Annotated in this window: 14 protein-coding genes and 1 rRNA gene; 13 read left to right on the plus strand and 2 right to left on the minus strand. The window is 45.8% G+C overall.

Features of this window, described 5'->3' with window-relative positions:
• The first annotated feature begins 68 nt into the window (after window positions 1–68).
• From M0L20_RS09025 to M0L20_RS09050, 6 genes are all read left to right on the plus strand, one after another.
• Entirely contained in the window at window positions 69–701 is a 633-nt protein-coding gene (locus M0L20_RS09025; RefSeq protein ID WP_248476573.1) for an alpha/beta hydrolase, read from the plus strand.
• Window positions 702–728: 27 nt separating this feature from the next.
• On the plus strand, window positions 729–1,025 hold the full coding sequence (locus M0L20_RS09030) for a muconolactone Delta-isomerase family protein (protein ID WP_248476574.1): 297 nt from the start codon (window positions 729–731) through the stop codon (window positions 1,023–1,025).
• An 80-nt stretch (window positions 1,026–1,105) separates the two neighbouring features.
• Complete coding sequence (locus M0L20_RS09035) at window positions 1,106–1,606, plus strand: guanyl-specific ribonuclease (RefSeq protein WP_248476575.1); 501 nt, start codon at window positions 1,106–1,108, stop codon at window positions 1,604–1,606.
• Window positions 1,603–2,052 carry a barstar family protein gene (locus M0L20_RS09040; protein ID WP_248476576.1) on the plus strand — a complete coding sequence of 150 codons (450 nt, stop codon included), beginning with the start codon at window positions 1,603–1,605 and terminating at the stop codon, window positions 2,050–2,052. The genes M0L20_RS09035 and M0L20_RS09040 overlap by 4 nt, the downstream gene beginning before the upstream one ends.
• A gap of 102 nt (window positions 2,053–2,154) precedes the next feature.
• Window positions 2,155–5,508 (plus strand): transcription-repair coupling factor, encoded by a 3,354-nt coding sequence (gene mfd / locus M0L20_RS09045; RefSeq protein WP_232560484.1) that lies wholly within the window; start codon window positions 2,155–2,157, stop codon window positions 5,506–5,508.
• Between the two features lie 142 nt (window positions 5,509–5,650).
• Window positions 5,651–6,913 (plus strand): SUMF1/EgtB/PvdO family nonheme iron enzyme, encoded by a 1,263-nt coding sequence (locus M0L20_RS09050; protein WP_232560485.1) that lies wholly within the window; start codon window positions 5,651–5,653, stop codon window positions 6,911–6,913.
• Window positions 6,914–6,974: 61 nt separating this feature from the next.
• On the opposite strand, the gene M0L20_RS09055 is transcribed toward M0L20_RS09050, so the two are convergent.
• Entirely contained in the window at window positions 6,975–7,682 is a 708-nt protein-coding gene (locus tag M0L20_RS09055) for a ComF family protein (RefSeq protein WP_248476577.1), read from the minus strand.
• Window positions 7,683–7,748: 66 nt separating this feature from the next.
• On the opposite strand from M0L20_RS09055, the gene M0L20_RS09060 reads away from it, so the two are divergent.
• The 5 genes from M0L20_RS09060 to M0L20_RS09080 all read left to right on the plus strand — a co-directional run bounded on the left by M0L20_RS09060 (window position 7,749) and on the right by M0L20_RS09080 (window position 16,674).
• Entirely contained in the window at window positions 7,749–8,093 is a 345-nt protein-coding gene (locus M0L20_RS09060; protein ID WP_248476579.1) for a hypothetical protein, read from the plus strand.
• A 19-nt stretch (window positions 8,094–8,112) separates the two neighbouring features.
• Window positions 8,113–11,418 carry a DUF4175 family protein gene (locus M0L20_RS09065; protein WP_248476580.1) on the plus strand — a complete coding sequence of 1,102 codons (3,306 nt, stop codon included), beginning with the start codon at window positions 8,113–8,115 and terminating at the stop codon, window positions 11,416–11,418.
• Window positions 11,419–11,568: 150 nt separating this feature from the next.
• On the plus strand, window positions 11,569–13,428 hold the full coding sequence (mnmG, locus tag M0L20_RS09070) for a tRNA uridine-5-carboxymethylaminomethyl(34) synthesis enzyme MnmG (protein WP_248476581.1): 1,860 nt from the start codon (window positions 11,569–11,571) through the stop codon (window positions 13,426–13,428).
• Window positions 13,429–13,498: 70 nt separating this feature from the next.
• Window positions 13,499–14,380, plus strand: a complete 882-nt coding sequence (locus tag M0L20_RS09075) for a class I SAM-dependent methyltransferase (RefSeq protein ID WP_248476582.1) — start codon at window positions 13,499–13,501, stop codon at window positions 14,378–14,380.
• A 485-nt stretch (window positions 14,381–14,865) separates the two neighbouring features.
• Complete coding sequence (locus M0L20_RS09080; protein WP_248476583.1) at window positions 14,866–16,674, plus strand: tetratricopeptide repeat protein; 1,809 nt, start codon at window positions 14,866–14,868, stop codon at window positions 16,672–16,674.
• Between the two features lie 80 nt (window positions 16,675–16,754).
• Here the strand turns inward: M0L20_RS09080 and thrC are convergent, their stop codons facing one another.
• Complete coding sequence (gene thrC / locus M0L20_RS09085) at window positions 16,755–18,065, minus strand: threonine synthase (protein ID WP_248476584.1); 1,311 nt, start codon at window positions 18,063–18,065, stop codon at window positions 16,755–16,757.
• A 217-nt stretch (window positions 18,066–18,282) separates the two neighbouring features.
• On the opposite strand from thrC, the gene pruA reads away from it, so the two are divergent.
• Together pruA and M0L20_RS09095 are read left to right on the plus strand one after the other, a co-directional pair.
• A complete protein-coding gene (pruA, locus tag M0L20_RS09090; protein ID WP_248476585.1) occupies window positions 18,283–19,914 on the plus strand; it encodes an L-glutamate gamma-semialdehyde dehydrogenase in 1,632 nt (543 codons plus the stop codon).
• Between the two features lie 338 nt (window positions 19,915–20,252).
• Window positions 20,253–20,350 (plus strand): 16S ribosomal RNA (locus M0L20_RS09095); the annotation flags it as partial.

Genomic DNA, 20,350 nt, shown 5'->3' on the forward strand with positions numbered 1-20,350 from the left:
CACGGAGATCATAGACAGCTTATGTCTTATCGATCTACGTGTAGCGCTACAAACTCTTAGCTGTACTCATGATTCATAATCCAAACAACATTCGAACTGCCGGAAAACCGCTTGAAGAAGCGTCTAAAGTAATGGTGATGGTTCATGGCCGGGGCGGTTCAGCAAGTGATATTTTGTCGCTGTCCCAGTACATCGATGATACTGACTTTGCTTTCATCGCCCCGGAAGCGCAGGGTAATACGTGGTATCCTTACTCGTTTCTGCGCCCAATGGATGAAAACGAACCTTATTTATCCTCGGCTCTCGAAGTGCTGACAAGTCTGCGGGCACGATTGCAATCGGACTTCAATTTTAAATTACCCCAGATCTACTGGCTTGGTTTTTCGCAGGGTGCCTGTTTGCTACTAGAATTTTTGGCGCGCAATCCAGCCGGTTACGGTGGCATATTTGGTTTGAGTGGTGGCTTAATAGGCCCGCCGGATACGCCACGACTATACGAAGGATCATTCGATAAGACACTGGTTTTTCTGGGTTGTGGTGTTCCCGATACGCACGTACCCAAAGAGCGAGTACTGGAATCCGAGCAGGTTTTTCAGCGTATGGGCGCTGACGTGACGCTAAAATTATACCCAAATTTTCCGCACACCATTAACGAAGATGAGCTAAACATTGTTAATTTGCTATTAGCAGGTCCCAAATAGACTAGCTTACATTTAACAACAATGCCTATGAGCCAATATATGGTTGAATTTGACCTTCCGGCTGTAATGGACGAGGGGTTTACAAACCGGATTCCAGCCCAACGGCTCAAAGTGGAAGAATTAATGGAAAAAGGTTCTTTACTATCTTATTCGCTTTCGGTAGATCGGCAAAAGCTGTGGTGCATTTTCAAAGCCGATTCGGAGTTGGAAGTCATGGAATCGATTTCGGAGTTTCCCCTGATCAAATTCATGACGCCGATGATTACCGAGTTGATGTTTCATAATATGGTGGCGGCTCGGATTCCCCTTTTTTCGCTTAATTAGCACAAAAAAGCCCTCTGCAATGAGGGCTTTTTTGTGAGCCAATACTTTTTCGCAATTTTGGACCGTCATTTACTACGGTCATGATTCAATCTTTCTTTCGCACACTTTGGTACTTTAGCCTGTTTGTATTGCTGATACCAGCGTCTGTTGGTTGCCGGTCAGATCAGCAGGATAACAACCGGCAAAACACCTATCAGCAGGAGCAAAGCTATCCTCAAAAGCATCAGCGCCACAAACACCAACGACAGCGGGCACGCACTGACGAAAACAATCAGTATTCGACTTCATCAGAAGCGAACGTTCAAGCGGGCGAGATACCAGCTAAAGTACTTAAGGTATTGGACTACGTTCGGCGGTATGGCCGGGCACCCGATGGCTACGTAGGTGGTCGAACCTTTGGTAATTACGAAGGCCACCTGCCCAAACAGGATAATTCGGGCGATCGTGTCCGTTATCGGGAGTGGGACGTTAACCCTAAAATTCAGGGTCGTAACCGAGGCACTGAACGGTTGATCACGGGTTCCGACGAGCGGTCGTATTTCACCCAAGACCATTACAACTCATTTACCGAAATCAAATGAACCCAAACATTTTTATAAGCAAGGCCGAATACGAATTAGAAGCGCCATTCGGTAATGATTTTATCGCACACATCGAGGGTCAGAAAACAGCTACGCTACGCCAGTTCTATGAAGAAATCGCTGACCTGCTCGAAATTCCTGACTTTGGCTTTAATCTTGACGCACTCAACGATTCGCTCAACGATCTGCAATGGCTTGAAGACAAGCGGATAGTCCTGTATATTACAAATACCAACGACTTCATTAGCAAAGAGCGTGATCCGGCCAAGATTGGCAGCGTATTGAGCCTGCTCGATGCCACCGCCGAAGATTGGAAATGGGTTGACGATGAAGATGAGTTAACCGACCGTAAGGAGATCGTCATCGTGTTTGAAGACAGCCCCCGCATTCGGAAATTACTCGATCAGGAAGCGATTGATTATAACGAATTAGCCGAGTTGAAATAAGCCGCTAACCGCAACAAATTTCTGCTACATACTGTTAAATATAAGCCGCCGGAACGCCTTCCAGCGGCTTTTCGCGTTTGTTCATTACAATCTGAACGTCACTTGAAACCAGAAGAATTGATCGGTCTTTATACCGACGATAGTTATATAAAACTGCTGACCGAGCCTTTCAGCCGGAAGCAGACCAGCGAGCCGCAACGCTTGCAGATCAAGGGAATGGCGGGAAGCTTGGACGCCGTATTTGCATCGTCAATTTACAAATCGGTTGGCGGTAACCACCTGTACATCCTGACCGATCGCGACGAAGCAGCTTACTTCTTTAATGATTTGCAGAATCTGCTCGGTCGGGAGATTTTGCTGTTCCCGATGTCGTATAAAAAGCCGTATCAATACGAAGAGGTAGAAAATGCCAACGTGTTGATGCGCGCGGAGGTGCTCAACAAACTTAATCCGGCTCCCAAAGGTGGTTTGCTGATGGTAACCTATCCTGAAGCGCTGTCGGAGAAAGTAATCAACAAGCGGTCGTTGCAAGCCAATACGCTGACGATTCGGGTAGGAGAGAAGCTAGACACCAACTTCGTTTCTGAACTGCTCCAGAACTACGAGTTTGAGAAGACGGATTTCGTTTACGAAGCGGGACAGTTTTCGGTACGCGGGGGTATTATTGATGTTTTTTCCTTCGCCAGTGAATTTCCATTTCGGATTGACTTGTTCGACGACGAGGTAGAAAGCATCCGGAAGTTCAATCCAGAGACCCAGCTATCGACGGACCCGGTTGACTTTATCAACATCATTCCGAACATCCAGACAAAACTAGTTGAAGAAACCCGCGAACCGTTTTTCGACTTTCTGCCCGATAACACAACAGTTTGGGCAAAAGACGTTGAGTTTACGCTCGAAATCATTGAGAAATGCTACGAGAAAGCCGAACAAAGCTTTTCGTCGGTACTGGCGAGCAGCGGAGGTATTCAGATTGTATCCAATCCTGGCGACTTATTTGAAACGCGCCGTACGTTCCTGAACGAGCTGAAAAGCTTCCGAACAGTTGAGTTCGGTCGTAAATTCTACTTCAAAACTGACGGTCGTCAACAGTATAGTTCGAAACCGCAGCCATCGTTCAACAAAGATTTCAAACGACTGGTAGATACGCTCGGCGAGAATCAGTCCAAAGGATACACGAACGTCATTGCAGCCGAGTCGTTCAAGCAGCTAGACCGGCTACGAACCATTTTTGAAGAACTTGACCCATTCGTTAAGTTTCAGCCACTGAACATTGGCTTGCGGGAAGGATTTATTGACGACGCACTCAAGATCGTCTGCTTTACCGATCACCAGATTTTTGATCGTTATTATAAGTACCGGGTCCAGGATAAGTTCTCCAAATCAAAAGCGCTTACCCTACGCGAACTCAAGACATTACAGCCCGGCGATTACGTCACGCACGTCGATCACGGTATTGGCCGGTTTGCTGGTCTGGAAAAGGTCGATCATGCCGGTAACGAACAGGAAGCGATTCGGCTCATCTACCGCGACAACGACATTTTGCTGGTGAGTATCCACAGCTTGCATAAGATCGCAAAATACAGCGGTAGAGAAGGCGGTCCCCCAACCATGAGCAAGCTCGGCTCGCAGGAATGGGAGCAGAAAAAGTCGCGGATTCGGAAGCAAGTTAAAGACATTGCTCGTGAGCTCATTGCTCTGTACGCTAAACGCCGAAGTGCACCGGGCTACGCATATAGTCGCGACAGTTTCCTTCAAGCGGAACTTGAGTCATCATTCCTATACGAGGACACGCCCGATCAGGCTAAAGCGACCAATGACGTTAAAGACGACATGGAGCGACCACACCCTATGGACCGGCTTGTTTGTGGCGACGTAGGCTTTGGTAAGACCGAGATTGCGATTCGGGCTGCTTTTAAAGCCGTAACCGACAACAAGCAGGTAGCTTTGTTAGTCCCGACAACCGTTTTAGCCATGCAGCATTTCAGAACGTTCAGCGAACGCATGGCTGATTTCCCGGTAAAAATTTCGTATATCAATCGATTCCGGTCAGCTGCGCAGATCAAAGAAACGTTGAAAGGCGTCACGTCGGGTGAAATCGGTATCCTGATTGGAACGCACCGAATCGTCAACAAAGACGTTAAATTCAAAGACTTAGGTCTTCTAATTATCGATGAGGAGCAAAAGTTTGGCGTCAAAACGAAAGATCGCCTGAAAGAAATGCGCGTAGAAGTGGACGTACTGACGCTTACGGCTACGCCAATTCCGCGAACTTTGCATTTCTCACTGATGGGTGCGCGCGACCTGTCTGTCATTGCAACGCCACCGCCAAACCGACAACCGGTGACAACAGAAGTACATCCGTACAACGAAACCGTGATTCGCGACGCAATCAGCTACGAGATTCGTCGCGGTGGACAAGTCTTTTTTGTGCACAACCGCGTCAACGACATTGAGTCGATTGGTAATTTGATCCTCCGTCTCGTTCCCGAAGCCCGGATCGGCGTTGCGCACGGACAGATGGACGGTGACAAACTGGAAAAGGTGATGACCCGCTTCATCGAAGGGGAGTTCGACGTACTGGTGTCAACGAATATTATCGAATCCGGCCTGGACATTTCCAATGCCAATACGATCTTAATCAACAACGCCCATTACTTTGGCTTGTCCGATTTGCACCAGATGCGCGGTCGGGTAGGACGGTCGAACCGCAAAGCGTTCTGTTATTTGTTGACCCCTCCACCGTCAGTGCTTACATCCGATGCCCGGAAACGTCTGCAAACACTCGAAGACTTTTCTGACTTAGGGGAAGGATTCAAGATTGCGATGCGCGACCTCGACATTCGCGGTGCTGGTAACTTGCTGGGTGCCGAACAGAGTGGATTTGTTAATGACCTTGGCTTTGAAATGTACCACAAAGTGCTGGACGAAGCGGTGCAGGAGTTACGCGAAAACGAATTCAAAGATCTGTTCGAAACAAAGCCCGGCGATTTCAAGCTGGCCTTACCCGATACGGTTATCGAAACCGATCTGCAAGTCGTTATACCCGAACGGTACGTATCAAATATTTCGGAGCGACTAGCGCTTTATACCCGTTTAGACAGTATTCAAAACAACGAAGAACTACAGGCGTTTCGTCAGGAAATAGTCGATCGCTTTGGTCCAATGCCCGAAGAAGTCGAAAATCTCATTAAGATGGTGAACGTTCGATGGAAAGCAGAACGATTATACCTTGAAAAACTGACGCTTAAGAATAATATCCTGAAAGGATACTTCGTTTCTAACGGGAATGACAACTTCTTTAAATCCGACCAATTTGGCAAGGTAATTGAATACATCAAGCGAAAGCCTGCCTTGTGTTCGTTGAAGGATTCGAAAAGTCGCCTGATCTTTACGCATAACAACGTGTTTTCCGTTGATCAGCTTAATGAAATAATGGGCGAGATAAGTAATTAAATGTGTCAGTACAGTGGACGAAAACGTAAGACCTGATCAAAATTCTCCGGATTAGTTCAAGTAGCTATAATTAACGGGTACCGTGTCTTAAATCGTCCATCTTAAATTAATTTTGCATCTACGTTTTACACAAAAAAGAGCAATGATTCAAAAGTATCACCTGCAACGAGCGTTTTATGTGCTGCTGGCAACGGCGGCCCTTGCGTCTTGTAAGTCGAAGCACCCGACTAGCGTGCAGCCTGGCAAGAAGAGTACGGCGACGGGGATTGCTTACAACCAGAAAGACGGTTTTCAGGTAAAGAAATTTGCGGGACAGAAAGCAGGTCCGAACCTTGTTTTCATTGAGGGTGGCCGATTCACGATGGGCGCGCTCGAAGAGGACGTAATGAACAGCCGCGATAACCGCGAGCGTACCGTTTCGATTCAGTCGTTTTATATGGACGAAACCGAAATGGCAAACGTTCACTACCTCGAGTATCTGAACGCAATCACACGTGATTCGTCCGAAGAAGTGGTAAAAGCAGCGTTACCTGACACGACTGTTTGGGCTAACCCACTGTCATTCAATGACTCATATGTTACTCAGTACCTTCGTTATCCAGCTTTCCGCTACTATCCCGTTGTCGGTGTGTCGTGGGTACAAGCTAGTGATTATGCTGTTTGGCGGTCAAACGCTGTAAACAACGAACTGGCAAAAGGAGGAACGGCCAAGAAAAAAGGGGGTGGATTCTCCCTGAAGCGTAAATCAAAGCAGGCCGAAGATCCTGCTCTTGCCGAAGCGACCACATCGACCGCTCCGCCGAAACCAAGCCTGGAAAGTGGTATGATTCTTCCCGACTACCGGCTTCCAACCGAAGCGGAATGGGAATATGCTGCTAAAGCGTTGATTGGTACGCAGTACATGGACGAGAACCAGATCAATCAGCGGATCTATCCGTGGGATGGTTCTTCGGTTCGTAACCCGAAAAAAGGACGCAAGCAAGGTCAAATGCTGGCTAACTTCAAACGGGGTCGTGGTGACTACGCGGGTATTGCCGGTCGTTCAAACGATGGTGCTATCATCACAGCAGAAATTTACGCGTATCCTGCCAACGACTTCGGTCTGTACAACATGGCTGGTAACGTAAATGAATGGGTTTATGACGTATATCGTCCTTTGTCTTACCAAGATGTGAATGACCTGAACCCGATCCGTCGGAACGGTTATCTGGATGACGCCAAAAACTACGATACGAAAAATAAGCAGTCGCTGATTGACGATAGACTTCGTGTTTACAAAGGTGGTTCCTGGAATGACGTAGCTTACTGGCTATCACCGGGTACACGCCGGTTCCTGGATCAGGACTCAGCCACCGCGATGATCGGTTTCCGCTGCGCGATGATCGGCGTTGGTCGGAACAAATAAGAAATCGATTTAGAGTTTATACCAGCGGTCGTCCAGCAATGGATGACCGCTTTTTTATGCATCAATGTGCGGCAGCTAAGGTCAGTACGCCGACCGATTTGCAACCTGCCTGTAGCAATTCAATGGCGCACGCTTCGATGGTAGAGCCGGTTGTTAACACATCATCGACGATAACAATATTTTTGCCGATCACTTCGTCTGGATTCGGTACGGCAAATACAGTTTTTACATTTTGCCAGCGATCCATCCGGCTTTTTTGCGTTTGAGATTCTTTGAATTGCTTACGAATAAGAACGTCCGTTCGCATGGGTATATCTAGCGCTTCTGACAGCCCTTCCGCAATCCAATCGGCCTGATTATAGCCACGCTGTTGTAATCGGCTTTTATGCAACGGAACGCCAATTAGTACGTCTATGCCATTAATCAGCTCACTTTCCTGTTTCAGTTGATAGCCATACCAAGCCGCCATTTCCTTGGCCGCTTCTTTTTTGCCTTTATACTTAACCTGATGGATTAGTTTTTGTACGATACCTGACTTTGAGAAGTAAACAAACGAAGCAACAAATTGAATAGGTACTTTGCCGCCGAACTTGTTGAGCAGGCTTTCACTATACGGCGACCGATGCTGACCTGTTTCGGGTAAACTGATTCGGCAGTGCGTACAGAGAATGTTCTCGTTACTACCCAGCGCTCGGTTACAACCAAGGCATAGCGAAGGAAATAAAAGGTCTGTAAAATCAGTTACGAGCAGCCGAATAAACCGAAACATGGTGATTGTTCGTTAGTTAATAGAAATCATTGTAAATTAGAAAGAACAATAACTTTCTCTATCGTTGTGAATACAAAAAGCATAGATGAGGCCTGGGAGCAGTTACTTGACCAACTAGAAGCGTTGGTTGGGAAACGTCCGGCTGACCTCAACGCCGTTCTATTTTTAATTGGTGTCCAGGAGCTGGGAAAAGGTCCCAGACGCTTCTCAAAAGAAGCGAAACAAGACTTGATGCATATCGCGGTTTGTCGAATACTAAGCCAATCCGGTTATTATACGTTTGACGGTTATGATAACGATGGTTGGCCACAGTGGACTATGACCAAGCAGATTCCTCACGCTGATTTATTAAGTCAGGAGACTTTTTTAAAAGAACACGTTATTTCTTATTTCCAGTCTGAATTAGTTTAACTGCTCAACCCGAATCTTTATGCACTCGTCAAACGCCTACACGATGTTAGTGCAACGCATCGAAGAATACAAAAAACGTTACTTCCAAAATCAGTTGGTAAAGGGCAGTTTGTTCTTCATTGCTTTGCTGGGAAGTGGATACCTGCTTGTTAATACCGCAGAATTTATTGGGCGTTTCAACTCAGTTGGCCGTGGCATTTTGTTTTTCGGATTTTTGCTCACAGTCTTAGCTGGCCTATACTTATTGGTAGTTCGGCCTTTGATGAGTTTATACGGCCTTAACAAACCTTTATCAAACGATGAGGCAGCTCGTCAGATCGGCTTGTATTTTCCGGAAGTAGGGGATAAGCTACTTAATACCCTACAGTTACAGCGCATTTCGTCAGACCAAAGTGATTTGCTCCAGGCGAGCTTGAATCAGCGGTCACAGCAACTGCTTATCAATCGCTTTGCCAGTGCTATTCAAATCAGTCGGAATCGGCAATTTCTTAAGTACGCCATTCCACCGCTTGCGCTGATCTTATTGATTCTGGTGATTAACCCAGCTTTTTTTACGAGATCGTCGACGCGCTTAGTAAACTACAACGAAGAGTTCGTTGATGAAGCACCTTTCCAATTTGTTGTTCAAAACAAATCGATGAAAGCGTTTCGTAACGAGGATTTCCCGCTTTCTGTCAAACTCACAGGTGATGCCTTACCTCAGGCTGTCTACGTGGTAACGAATGGAACCCGCTTCAAACTTGATCAGTCTGGGGATCGGTTTACGTATAATTTCGATAACCTACAGCGGGATTTAGATTTTCATCTTGAAGCGTCAGGCTACAATTCACCTACGTACAAAGTCACGCTTGTTGACCGACCCGCTGTACTTTCCTTCAACGTTCGTCTCGATTATCCAGCTTATCTTAACAAGCCAACCGAGCAATTAGCCAACGTGGGTAATCTGTTGGTACCGCAGGGAACTGTAGTTAATTGGGAATTTGCGGCTGACCATACAGACTCGTTATTGTTACGGTTTAATACCGATGCAAAACCAACCCCGGCACGTCTAGCAGAGGAAAACCTATTCACAGTAAACCGGCGGTTGATGCAAAATGCAACGTATACGGTCTCGTTGAAGAACGGACAAATTGCGGCTCCTTCAACTATTCAATACAACGTTCAGGTCATCCCGGATCGTTATCCGCAAATATCGGTTGACCGTATTCAGGATACTGTGACGTATAATTACATTGCTTTGTCGGGGCTGGTATCCGATGATTACGGTTTCTCGAAACTGCGGCTGAACTACAAAATCAACCGTAGTGGGAAGTCTACTCCACTGTACAGCAAAGACATTCCCGTCAATCGATCAACAACGTCTCAAAACTTTGTTTACAACTGGTCACTTGACAGTTTGAAACTTGGTCAGGAAGATCGACTAGAATATTTCGTTCAGGTTTGGGACAATGACGGTGTAAATGGTCCTAAATCTAGCCGGTCGAATCAGTTGAATTTTGTTGTTCCTTCCAACGCTGAAATTCAAAAGCAAGTCGATCAGTCGGCAGAAAAAACTGAGCAGCAGATTGACAACGCGCTGAGTAAAACGCAAGCCATTAAGAAGGAGCTTAGCACGATGGAAGATCGGATGCGCACCAAAAAATCGTCCGACTTTCAAGATAAAAAGCAGCTTCAGGATATCCTGCAAAAGCGCGAGGAACTGATGCGTGAGGTGCAAAAACTTCAGGAACAGTTTCAAAAAACAAATGATACGCAGCAGCGCTTTGCGGAGAAAAATCAGGCAATGCAGGACAAACTTGAGCAGTTGCAGAAGTTGTTCAATGAGTTGCTTGATCCAGAGTCAAAGCAATTGTACGAGCAATTAAAACAGCTTCTTGAGCGCAAGCAGGACGAAAAAGCGTCTGAAATGCTTGATAAACTCAGCCGTAAAGAGCGTAACATGGAGCGCGATCTGGATCGGGCGTTGAAACTTTTCAAGCAAATGCAACTAGAGCAAAAGGTAAATAACATTGCCGAAAGCCTCGAAAAGCAAGCCAATGAATTAGACAAACAGGCCGAAGAAAATCAGAAGAAGAATGAGACGTCGCAGGAGCAACAACAGCAGCAGCAGAAGTCTCAGGAAGATTTCAAGAAAACGGAGGAGCAATTAAAAGAGCTCGAAAAGCAAGCGGAGAAAGACGACCTGAATAAGCCTGAATCTTCGGAGAAGGAGCAGCAGGACATTGAAAAGGACATGGAAGAAGCGATGCAGCAAATGAAGCAGAACCAAGGCAAAAAGGCGGCTTCTTCACAGAGTAAATCCGCCAAGTCAATGCGTGCTATGAGCAAGTCCATGAAGGAATCAATGGAATCGTCCGAGATGCAGGAGATGCAGGAGAATATGGATGACCTTCGGAACATCCTCGAAAATCTAATTACACTGTCCTTCGGTCAGGAACGTATAATGAAAGATTTTCGTGGAATGAGCCTTCAGGACCCTCGGGTTACGAAGCTTTCTCAGGATCAGCTGAAGCTACAAGATGATGCCAAAATCATTGAAGACAGTCTTAATGCACTGGCTAGTCGGGTTGTCCAAATTCAACCCTTCGTTACTCGGGAGCTAACGAACATGAAGTCGTACATGGACGAAAGCGTTCAGCAGTTGCGCGACCGTCGACTGAGCATGGCATCATCAAAACAGCAGTTTGCTATGACCTCGATCAATAACCTTGCGCTTATGCTGAGCGATGTTTTGAAGAACATGCAGCAGCAAATGAACGCGATGGCAATGCCTGGAAAAGGGAAGGGGAGCAAGAAAGGAAACAATCCGGGTGGCAGCATGGGTGAAATGCAGAAGCAGCTTAATGCGCGAATGCAACAAATGCAAAAAGGAGGTAAATCAGGCCGGGGCCTTTCTGAGGAGCTATCTCAGATGGCCGCTGAGCAAGCGATGATCCGCAGTATGTTAAAGAAGCTCGAGGAAAATGCCAAGGGCACCGAAGCGGGTAAGCAGCAGGAAAAACAGGTAAAAGAGCTGATGGAGAAAATGGATGAGACGGAAACGGATCTTGTAAACAAGCGAGTGAATCCAAACACGATCAACCGTCAGAATGAAATCTTAACTCGTTTGCTTGAATCTGAAAAGGCATTGAAGCAACAGGAAGAAGATCCTAAACGCCAGGCCGAAGCGGCCAAATCAACCAAGCGAAGTACTCCTTCTTTCTTTGATTCAACGAATCTACAAAACAAGACAAAGCAAGTTGAGGTATTACGGTCCGTTACGCCGAATTACAATCTCTTTTATAAAAAGGAAGCAAATGACTATTTACAAAAAGTAAGTAAGTAGACGCTGCTCATCTTTTAACCGTCGGCTTGGCACAAAGGCCGACGGTTTTTTGTTGCCTTACTATTAACACATTGCGTTGCTACTTTTCAACAACTTTTGTCAATTTTGTGAAAAGTTTCCACGTGAAACATTTTTTCAAAACACTCAAAAATGTTTTCTTCTTACGATGTCATTGTAGTTGGAGCAGGACATGCCGGTTGTGAAGCGGCAAGTGCTGCTGCCACGATGGGTTCACGGGTACTGCTTATCACAATGAATATGCAGACTATCGCGCAAATGTCTTGCAACCCCGCCATGGGCGGTGTGGCCAAAGGACAAATTGTTCGTGAAGTAGATGCGCTCGGCGGCTTATCCGGTATTATTAGTGATAAGAGCATGATCCAATTCCGGATGCTCAACCGCTCGAAAGGGCCTGCGATGTGGAGTCCACGTTGCCAAAGCGACCGCAATGTCTTTGCTTGGGAGTGGCGAAAAGCGTTAGAAGAGAACCGAAATATTGATTTCTGGCAAGATACCGTTACGGAAGTACTCGTAAAAGATGGTCATGCCAGCGGAGTTAAAACCGGTTTGGGCGTAGAGTTTTCGGCAAAAGCAGTTGTCTTAACGAATGGTACATTCTTAAATGGACAAATGTTTATTGGCGAAAAAGTCTTTGGAGGTGGTCGAACTGCTGAGCGAGCGGCAACGGGTTTAACTGAACAATTGGTGAGCCTCGGCTTTGAATCGGGCCGGATGAAAACAGGTACTCCTCCGCGCGTAGACGGCAGAAGCCTTAATTACGATGTGATGGAAGAGCAGCTCGGCGACGAAAAACCAGGCAAGTTTTCTTACACAGACACACAGACGCTTGCCAAACAACGGAGTTGCTGGATTACGTATACCAATCAGGCCGTTCACGACGAACTCAAAAATGGCTTTGAAAAATCACCGATGTTCACGGGACGAATCAAAGGCTTGGGGCCTCGGTACTGTCCATCCGTGGAAGATAAAATTAACCGTTTCGCCGATAAAGATCGTCACCAGATTTTCGTAGAACCTGAAGGATGGGATACCGTAGAGGTGTACGTGAACGGGTTCTCAACGTCCTTGCCTGAAACGGTTCAGTACAATGCACTCCGTAAAATACCCGGTTTTGAAAATGTACGTATGTTCCGTCCAGGCTATGCAGTTGAGTATGATTTCTTTCCGCCTACTCAATTAAAGCCGACGCTTGAAACACAATTAGTCAAGAATTTATTTTTTGCGGGTCAGATAAACGGTACAACAGGCTACGAAGAAGCGGCTTGTCAAGGACTGATGGCTGGTATTAACGCTCATCGGAATTCGAACGAAGAAGCGGAGTTTACCATCAAACGGTCTGAAGGATATATCGGCGTATTGATCGATGACCTGATCACAAAAGGTACGGAAGAACCTTACCGGATGTTTACATCGAGAGCCGAATACCGTACGTTGCTGCGCCAGGATAATGCCGATCTTCGGCTTACGGAGAAAGGGTATGCGATTGGATTAGCGTCGCAAGAGCGGTATGAAACGATGGTCGCGAAGCGCACTGGCGTAGCTCAATTGACGGAAGCCATTCGGTCCGCGAAGGTGAAACCAGACGAGATAAACGGCTGGCTGGAAACCAAAGGCAGTGCACAGTTGCGCGAAAAGAACAGCTTATATACACTAGTCAAACGACCAGAGATTGACCAGTCGGATGTGCAGGAATTGCTGGCTTTTATACCTGATCTGGGTAGGGTAGGGGAGGAGGTACTTGAACAAACGGTTATTGAAATCAAGTATGAGGATTATCTGAACCGTGAAAAACAGAATGCGGAGAAACTGGACAAGTGGGAAAACTTGACAATAAATCCGACGTTTGATTACGATCGTTTAAAAGCACTCTCGTTTGAAGGAAAAGAAAAGTTAAAGCGTCTGAAACCGACAACCATTGGACAGGCATCCCGAATCAGTGGTGTTAGTCCATCCGACGTTTCAATTCTCTTGGTCTACATGGGCCGTTAATTTTATTGGCCCTGATTACTCACGTCGGTAATCAGGGCCTTTTTGTATTCAAACTATTCATCGCACAATTTTGGAAACTGTTAGCGCGTGCCCAGTTTGCGGCAACCAATTATTTATTCCTTTCTTAGTTTGTAAAGATTATTTAGTAAGCAACCAAAACTTTACCATTGAACAATGTAAAGAATGTGGCTTTCGGCTTACTAATCCCAGGCCCGATGCAGCTTCTATTGGTTCGTACTATAAATCGGATCAATACATTTCTCATAACGACGAAAGTAGCGGGCTGGTTAGTACTGCTTATCGGTTGGTTCGAAATTACACATTACAGTCAAAGCTTAAGCTGATCAACGAGCTAAGCGGTGGGCAGGGGCGCTTGCTGGATGTTGGTTGTGGAACGGGAGCTTTTTTGGATACCTGCAAGCAGGGCGGATGGCAGGTTGCAGGTATGGAGCCAGACCCGGATGCCAGGGCTATAGCAGAGAAGAAATTAGCAACTACGATCCAGCCAAATCTAGGTGCGCTCGAAGGAACCCAACCATTCGATAGCATAAGCCTCTGGCATGTACTCGAACATATACCCGATTTAAACGAGACGATACCACAGCTTGATAGGCTACTTACTCAAAGCGGTACACTTTTAATTGCCGTTCCAAATTCAAATTCTTACGACGCAAATTACTTCAAGGAATACTGGGCTGCCTACGATGTACCCAGGCATTTGCATCACTTTACGCCATCGACAATCAAGCAGCTATTTCAAAAGCACGGCTTAAGATTAGTTGGACAGAGACCGATGGTTTTTGATGCTTTCTACATAGCTATGCTCAGCACCCGTTACATCGCTGGTAAGACTGATTATCTCAAAAGCGTTCAGGTCGGTCTTAAGTCAAACGCCCAAGCTAAACAAACCGGTAATAGCTCTAGTTTAATCTACCTGTTCAAAAAAGCGTAAGCGTTGCTTTGTCAACACAGGGCTCTCTGTTTTCCACCGTTCCGGTAAAGGTCTATTCTAAATTAAAAATGTTAAAATTTTATGTGTATAACCTTGTGCATAACTAAGGGGTATACGTGGATAAGTTGTTTATAAACCTCAGAAGCGATGTGTAAAACTTGTCAAGTAATCCACATCGCTTTCTTATTGGCCAAAGATTGTGGAGAAATAATTAATTATCCCAAACAAGTCCACACGATTTCCCCAAAAAAAAATGTGGACAAAACTTATCAACAAATCCACACCGCTTTTACAGTAAAAATGTGGATAAAATGTTATTTACTTAGTGATAAGCTTATTACAAGTGGATAACTTAATTAGTCTAAGTGGATAAGTTGCGGTTGTTATCCACATAATGTAAATTGAATAGTGGACAACTTATTTGTTCACATATCCACATAGCTAATGATTATAATAACGTTTCTTTTAAAAAGCTTTTATATAAAATGTTAATAAGGTCAAAAGTCGTTATTGGGCTGATGTGTGTGTTGTCAGTGGGGTTTGCTTGGGGGCAGACCGGGACGACGTTGGCCGAGGAATATTATAAAGCTGGCGAATTTGAGAAGGCGGCCAACGAATACGCCAAGCTCCTGAAAACGGACGTTACCTGGGTTCGCTTGGCGCGCTACGTAAACAGCCTTCAGAAAAGCAACAAAGGAGAAGATGCCGCTAAGTACCTACGCAAGCAACAGCGTAGTGACGAGCTCAACCGCGCCTACTACGAATTGCTCATAGGACAGCTGGCTACGCAACAGGGTGACACCGTACAGGCAAGTACACAGTTCAATGCAGCTCTACAATCGAGTAAGTCATCGGTCAATAAGCTGGAGCGTATTGCTAGCGCCTTCAACGAAGCAGGAGAAGCCCGCTGGGCGGTCCGCGCGCTCGAAACGGCCCGAGAGGTCAGTAAAGAGCCTACGGCCTACAGCGAGGATTTAATGAGCTTGTACAAGGCAACCGGACAAACGGAGAAAGCCATCAACGAAATCATTACAACCAGCAAACAGTCTGATAAGAAAGAGCAAGTACTGGCGGCACTTCAGGGGTTTATCAACACAAAGGAAGAGCCACTTGTGGAAAAAGCGCTGTACACCAAAATTCAACAGGAGCCAAACGAGTTGGCGTATAACGAATTGTTGATTTGGTATTTTGTGCAGAAGCAAAAGTTTAGCCGGGCTTTGTTGCAGGAAAAAGCAACAGATAAGCGGATGAAGCTAAACGGCAGCCGCGTGTACGATCTGGGTATGCTGGCCATGAACAACAAAGAATACAAATCAGCCGCTGAGGCTTTTGAGTATATAACCACAACATATCCACAAGGGCAGCTATATCCATTCGCGCGTCGATTGGTAATCCAGGCTCGCGAGGAGCAGGTGAAAAACACGTACCCAGTTGATAAAGCAGAAATTCGCAAGTTGATTGCTGACTACCAGAAAATGCTTCAGGAGGTTGGTACAAACGTTAAGACGCTTGAGGCACTACGGAGCACAGCGAACCTCTACGGGAATTACCTCGACAGCAAGGATACGGCGCTTACCGTTCTGGACCTGGCTATCGAGATGGGCAAAACGGACAAGAACTTTGTAGACCATTGTAAGCTCGATAAAGGCGATATCTATCTTTTGAAGGGAGAACCCTGGGAGTCTACATTGCTGTATTCGCAAGTTGAAAAATCGCAGAAGGAAGAATTGTTAGGTTATGAGGCAAAATTGAAGAATGCAAAACTTCACTATTACCGAGGAAACCTAGCCGTAGCCAAAGATATTCTGGATGTGCTTAAGCTGGCAACTTCCCGTGAGATTGCCAACGATGCTGAACAGCTGAGTTTATTGATTGTGGATAACACAGGCATGGACAGTACGGAAGCCGCCATGCGCGAATACGCGAGTATCGATCTGCTACTATTCCAGAATAAAACGGACGAAGCAATAGAGGCTTTGAACGGTATGTGGAAAAAGTACGCTGAGCATCCGTTAGCCGATGAGATTCTATGGCTACGAGCAAACACATTTCTGAAACAGGGCAAAAACGCTGAAGCAATGGAAGACCTCAAAAAAATATCGCTTAGCTATGCCACTGATATTTTAGGCGATGATGCGTTATTTACCCAGGCAAAAATCTACGAAGAGCGGCTGAAGGATAAGACAGCAGCTATGGAAGCTTACCAAAAGGTGTTAACGCAGTACCCTGGTAGTATTTATGGGGCCGAATCGCGTAAACGCTTTAGAGCTTTGCGCGGAGATACCGTTAATTAGAAAGGAATAAGTAAAAGTTATCCACAAAAAAGGCTAGAAAAATGTGGATTTCTAGCCTTTTTTGTGGATAACTAACTTTATTAGGAGACAGTCTGCAAGAACGAGTCTTTGAACGCTTCGAACTGGGCTGGTATTTGAATACTCTGTTTAAGCCGGTCCGCTAAATTGGCCAGTCGCTCAGGAACCTCAACCGGTTGTCCAAGCACTTCTTCGACTAAAGGCTTAAACTTTGATGGGTGAGCCGTGGCTAAAGCTACTCCCACGTAATCATGGTTACTATCGCTCAAATAAGCTTGTAAACCCAGTATGCCAATAGCGGTATGTGGACAAGTTACGTAGCTATATTGACTATAGATCTGTTGCATTGCTGCCCGTGTCTGATCGTCATCATAAAAATAGCCAGAGACATTCTCTTTAAAGCGATCATAGGAATCACCATACAGATGAGCCAGACGAACGAAATTGCTTGGGCTACCAACATCCATGGCGTTTGAAATGGTAGCAACAGACGCTTTGGGTGAGTAGACTCCTGTTTTCAGGTAGGAAGGTACCACCTGATTTAAATTGGTAGCTGCCACAAAATGGGCTACTGGTAATCCCATCTGTTGAACCATCGCACCAGCGCTCAAATTCCCAAAGTTGCCGCTCGGTGTCGAAAACACAACCGGCTTTCCATGATGACGTACCTGACCGTACGCACGAACGTAGTAAAAGCCCTGTGGAATCAATCGAAAAATGTTGATTGAGTTCGCCGATGATAATGATAGGTGTGTGTTTAGCTCTGGATCGACAAAGGCTTGCTTAACGATAGCCTGACAATCATCGAAGGAACCGTCTACCTCAAAAGCCTGAATGTTAACACCAAGTGTAGTCAACTGCTTTTCCTGTAGTTCGCTGACACGACCGGTAGGGTATAAAATAGAAACGCGAACACCGGGAACGTTATGGAAACCCATAGCCACTGCGCCACCCGTATCGCCCGATGTAGCCACCAGAATGTTTACCTCTTTATCGTTACGAGCAGAATAGTAAGACATCAATGCCGCCATATAACGGGCTCCAACGTCTTTGAAAGCCAAAGAAGGACCATGAAACAATTCCAGAACGCCGGTTTGTCCTGGCTCTAACTCAACGACTGGCGTGTCGAAGTGTAAAGCGTTATGGGTTATAGTTTCCAGATTCGCCTTACTAATTTCATCACCAAACAAAGCCTTACTAATTTCAAAACCGATATCAGCGAGCGATTGATCAGCGATTTTCTCAAAAAAATCAGTCCCCAATACCGGCAAAGGAGTAGGCATATATAGACCCTTATCGGCAGGCATACTGTGGAAAAGGGCTTGCTCAGCAGAAACGGTGTTTTGAGGACTATTTGTGCTATAGAAACGCATAGGAAAAAGTCAAAATAAAAACGCAAAGTACGGTAAATCAGTCTAATTCACTGACGATATCCACTGAAATGTGGAAAACTAATGTTGATTAGTGGATAAGTAAGGCAAAGTATACCTTTGTGACTGGGAATACTTCACAGCAACCAAGGATCGATTTGACGCCAAAACAAGTTATACTGCTATAAAACTCAGATCGCTCCGTAATCAGCAAATTATTATGTCTTTTGGATTTTTCAACGTTCCAGCTCCATTGAATGAGCCCGTTAAAGAGTATCGGCCCGGTTCACCGGAACGTCAGGCTTTGAAGCAGGCTATACAGGATTTTCGCTCAACAGAAACGGACATACCGATGTACATAGGTGGTGAGGAAATCCGGACTGAACGTAAACTTCGTGTGGCTCCTCCTCACGACCATCAGCATACCCTTGGCTACTTTTACGAAGGGGACGCGCAGCATGTCAAACAAGCCATTGAGGCAGCTCTAACGGCTAAAGAAAAATGGGCCAACCTAGCGTGGGAGCACCGGGTAAGTATTTTTTTAAAAGCCGCTGATCTTATTGCTGGTCCTTATCGGGCACGAATCAATGCGGCTACGATGCTGGGTCAGTCGAAAAACGCTTTTCAGGCCGAAATCGATTCCGCCTGCGAGCTGATCGATTTTCTGCGCTTCAATGTGCATTTTGCAACGGACATCTACCGGCAGCAGCCAAACTCATCTCCTGGCGTGTGGAACCAGCTGGAGTACCGACCGCTGGAAGGATTTGTCTTTGCGTTGACTCCGTTCAATTTTACGGCCATTGCTGGAAACTTGCCGACGTCCGCAGCGATGATGGGGAATACAGTTGTATGGAAGCCAGCCTACACGCAAGTATTGGCCGCCAAAGTAATTATGGAAGTCCTGAAAGAAGCGGGCTTACCTGACGGGGTAATCAATCTGATTTACGTGGACGGTCCTGTCGCTGGGGATATCATTTTCAATCATCCCGATTTTGCCGGTATTCACTTTACAGGAAGCACAGGGGTATTCCAAGCCATCTGGTCTACAATCGGAACGAATATCCATAAGTACAAATCGTATCCGCGTATAGTTGGCGAAACGGGCGGAAAAGACTTTGTACTTGTCCATGAGTCGGCAGATAGCGACGAAGTAGCCACTGGTTTGGTGCGCGGTGCGTTTGAATACCAAGGGCAAAAATGCTCCGCAGCTTCACGAGCCTACATTCCATCGACACTTTGGCCGGCGGTTGAAGCCAAGGTCAAGCAGTTCTTGAACGAAATAAAGATGGGTGGAGTGGAGGACTTCACTAACTTTATTAATGCTGTCATTGACGAACGTTCGTTTAAGAAAATTACAGCCTACATTGATGAAGCGAAACAGAATGACCAGATACAGATAATAGCAGGCGGAAATTACGACGGTTCAAAAGGTTACTTCATCGAGCCAACAGTTCTTCGGGTAAGCGATCCTAAATACAGAACTATGTGTGAAGAGATCTTTGGTCCTGTGCTATCTATATATGTTTACGAGCCTACAGAGTTCGATGCTATACTTCAGCTTATAGATACTACATCGCCTTATGCGCTGACAGGGTCTATTTTTGCCAAGGATAAATACGTTGTAGAACACGTAGCGAAAGCCCTGCAAAATGCTGCTGGAAATTTTTATATCAATGATAAACCAACCGGAGCAGTAGTGGGACAGCAACCCTTTGGTGGAGCACGCGCATCAGGTACAAATGATAAAGCTGGATCAGCATTGAACCTATACCGCTGGGTATCAGCCCGTACGATCAAGGAAACGTTTGTTTCACCGAAGCATTTTGCCTACCCATTCCTGCAGGCTGAATAATTTTTTAAATTTTTTCTGACAAACACTTGCATTAAGGAAAAAAGCCTCCTACTTTTGCACTCCCAAACACGGAAAGACGGTACGGCAAAATTGCTAAACGGCTTTTTATCAATAGATTGGTGAGTGGGAAATGAAAAAGAAGAAAAAATAAATTTCAACTTTTTCTTGACAATAAGAAACGAGTGTAGTACCTTTGCACTCCCAAATATAAGAAAGGCCAACAACGGTTGGCCACAATCTCGAAAGAGAGACAGTTCTTTGACATATTGACATCAAATAGGTTAGCACCTAATTAAGGCTAAAAAGACAGTGGCTAACGACTAGTCACGCAATTATTTACGATGGAGAGTTTGATCCTGGCTCAGGATGAACGCTAGCGGCAGGCCTAATACATGCAAGTCGAACGGGCCGCAAGGTCAGTGGCAAACGGGTGCGT

The sequence above is a fragment of the Spirosoma liriopis genome, assembly GCF_023196085.1.
In the GTDB taxonomy this organism is placed as follows: domain Bacteria; phylum Bacteroidota; class Bacteroidia; order Cytophagales; family Spirosomataceae; genus Spirosoma; species Spirosoma oryzicola.